Consider the following 3,023-nt stretch of genomic DNA (forward strand, 5'->3'; position numbering starts at 1 on the left):
CTCAATAATAAAAAGACCACCTGGCTTTAGGAATTGACCAAGGTGAGCGAGGTCAAGAACTGGATTCTCAAGATGTTCGAGAACATGGAACATGGTAATTAGGTCAAATTTTTGCTCTGACTCAAACTGAGAAAAGGGAGAAATGGTTACTGGAATCTTAAGCTCCGCCTGACTGTATTCCGCATAAGGCATATTAGCTTCAACACCTTCAGCTAAAAAACCTTTGCTGTTTAAAAGGTAAACAAACTCGCCACTACTTGAACCCGCATCAAGGCAGCGAGCGGATGAGGGAATCAAATCGACAAGCCTGGAAAGTCTTTGCTGGGCAATTTTAGCAGCGCGGTAAACATGTTTCGGCTTAGGGCAGTGAACCCCTTTGTATAATTTCCGATAGTCTGTCTTGTAAAATTCCTCAGTATTTTCAAAGGGCACAGGATCCACATAAATTAATCCGGATTCGATAGACATTATATTCCTCAAGGGCTTTCCGTGGCGATCTTTGGAAGATATTAAAACGGAATCCTTGCTGCCGGAGATTGGACATGGCCGTGCTGCCACTATCTTTTTTGCGGGAACTGACATATTTTCTATAATCGTTAAATTTAGCATCCTCACAAGAATGATTTACGGATTCTAAAAATAACTAACAAAACAAAATCCCCATTTTAACTATTGGGCAATTTCCTTTCCATCATCAGGAGAAAATGATTTAAATGGGGGTCTATTATGATTGAAATTTCACATCTCAGAAATGATTTAAAAAGCTTAGAGGCAGCAATTTCCAGGAAGAAATTTGAATGCAATCTCGAGAGACTTGTTGAATTAGACAAAAAGCGCAGAGAAGCGATTTCTGAAGCAGAGCATGCCAGGGCAGGGCAGAAAGCAACAAACCACGAAATGTCCCAACTACCCAAAGGTTCTCCGGAGTTTTTGGCCAAGGTTGCTGAAATGAAAGAGTTGGCTTTGAAAGTTAAAGAGCTCGAATCAGTTGCAAAAATGGCAGACGATGAATTCAAGGATAAATTCATGAGCGTACCCAACATCCCCCATGAATCGGTTCCTGATGGCAAGGGGGAGGAGGATAACCAAACAATCGCAACATGGGGCGAAAAGGATGCTGGATTCCCTAATGCGTTGCCTCACTACGACATTCCTTGGTTTGATCAGTTGATTGATTTCCCTAGGGGTGTAAAGGTAGCGGGTGCAGGCTTTCCATTCTACCTGGGTGAAATGTCTCAACTAGTCCGGGCTTTGATTAATTTCTTTTTGGAAGAGGCAGGAAAAAATGGATACGAAGAAGTTCATGCACCGATCGTTGTCAATGCAGCCAGTGCCACCGCTACTGGTCAGTTGCCCGACAAAGAAGGACAAATGTACCTCGATCAAAACGAGGAGATTTACCTTATTCCAACCGCGGAAGTACCTGTTACTAATTATTACAGAGACGAAATCTTACCTGCCGAACAATTACCCATCAAGCGATGTGCCTACACTCCTTGCTTTCGAAGAGAAGCGGGTAGCTGGGGTAAGGATGTTCGTGGATTAAACCGTTTGCACCAATTTGATAAAGTGGAATTGGTCAAATGGACGCACCCAGACGACAGTTTTGAAGAACTAGAAAAACTCAGAACCGACGCCGAGAGTCTTCTGCAGAAACTTGGCCTGCCGTATCGAGTGCTTTTAATTTGTTCTGGAGATATTGGTTTTCCGCATTCCAAGCAATACGACCTGGAAGTATGGGCTGCCGGACAAAAGCGTTGGCTGGAAGTTTCAAGCTGTAGCAATTTTACTGATTTCCAGGCAAGGCGAGCCAACATTCGTTTTCGCTCAGAAGAGGGAAAGCCTAAACCTGTGCACACGCTAAATGGCTCTGCACTGGCTATTCCACGCGTACTGGCAGCCCTTTTGGAAAACAACTTACAGAAGGACGGAAAAGTAAAAATTCCTGAATGCCTAAAAAAATGGTTCCCCAAGGAAACGATCGGAATTTAAGGACCTAACTATGGACCATTCTCTGGACCTGCCGGATGACTTAGCCGAGCGGGCCATGGGGTTGCTTGAACTGGCACCTTTTGATTTGTGGCATAACGATGCACTTTCTGTGCTTAAGGAGTCTCTTAGTTCACAAGGTCTTATTGGAATTGCATGTTCCGGAGGGGCTGATAGCACCTTTTCGCTGATTCTAGCCTTTGCTGCCTTTCCTCAATTACGAAAACGAATGATCGTTCTTCATTACAATCATCATTTAAGGAAAGATGACTCAGAGGGTGATGAATCCTTTGTCTGCCTTCTTGCCAGCAAACTCGGATTGCCCTGCAAGGTAGGGTATTCAGAAAATCCAAAATGCGGACTAGATGAAGGGGTATTAAGGAAAGACAGGCTGGGCTTTTATGCAAAACAGGTAAAACAAAATGGGAGCATGCATATTATACAGGGGCACAACCTTGATGATATTGCAGAAACTTTACTATGGCGGATACCAAGGGGTGTTTCCGTGGATGGCCTAATTAGTCCCCAATCTGTTAGCCAAGTTGGTTGCCTTAGCTTTATACGTCCTTTCGTCACATTGAGTAGACAATTCATTCGGGTTGCACTCAAAAAATGTTCCATTCCATGGAGAGAAGATGCAAGCAACCAGGAGAACGAATACCTGCGCAATCGTTTGCGCAACTTAGTATTGCCGCAGTGGGCCGAAGCAAGTGATCGAGATCTTTTGCAAGGGGTTGCTAAGACAGTTGATCTTTTAAGCCAAGATTCAAAGGCTCTAGAACATTATGCCCAAGAATCTTATCGTGCATGCAAAGCTGGAGAAAAATTAGATTTTGAGGGTTTGATAAAATTGCCTTGTGCCATCCAAAGAAGAGTCCTGATTAGATGGTTAGAGGAAATTGAATACAAACTTACTCCCCCAATACCCTTAAGTGCAAAAACTGGTCGATTGGTTCAATTAATTAAAAATGCCAATTTCAAAGTATTACAAATGGCCGAAAAATTTAGCGTGAGGAAAAGGGGGGGATTCATAG

3 protein-coding genes are annotated in these 3,023 nt (G+C 43.4%); 2 read left to right on the top strand and 1 reads right to left on the bottom strand.

What is annotated here, in order from left to right:
* Window positions 1-468: class I SAM-dependent methyltransferase (locus ACKPQ4_RS03085; protein ID WP_407679746.1), on the bottom strand; the 468-nt coding region annotated here is incomplete at its 3' end.
* 258 nt (window positions 469-726) lie between these two features.
* Between ACKPQ4_RS03085 and serS the strand changes: the two genes are divergently transcribed.
* Window positions 727-1,992, top strand: coding sequence for a serine--tRNA ligase (gene serS, locus ACKPQ4_RS03090; RefSeq protein ID WP_407679747.1), 1,266 nt, complete (start codon window positions 727-729; stop codon window positions 1,990-1,992).
* A gap of 10 nt (window positions 1,993-2,002) precedes the next feature.
* A partial coding sequence (gene tilS, locus ACKPQ4_RS03095; RefSeq protein WP_407679748.1) for a tRNA lysidine(34) synthetase TilS occupies window positions 2,003-3,023 on the top strand: 1,021 nt, incomplete at its 3' end.

The sequence above is a fragment of the Candidatus Chordibacter forsetii genome, from assembly GCF_964187505.1.
Taxonomy (GTDB): domain Bacteria; phylum Verrucomicrobiota; class Verrucomicrobiia; order Opitutales; family Seribacteraceae; genus Chordibacter; species Chordibacter forsetii.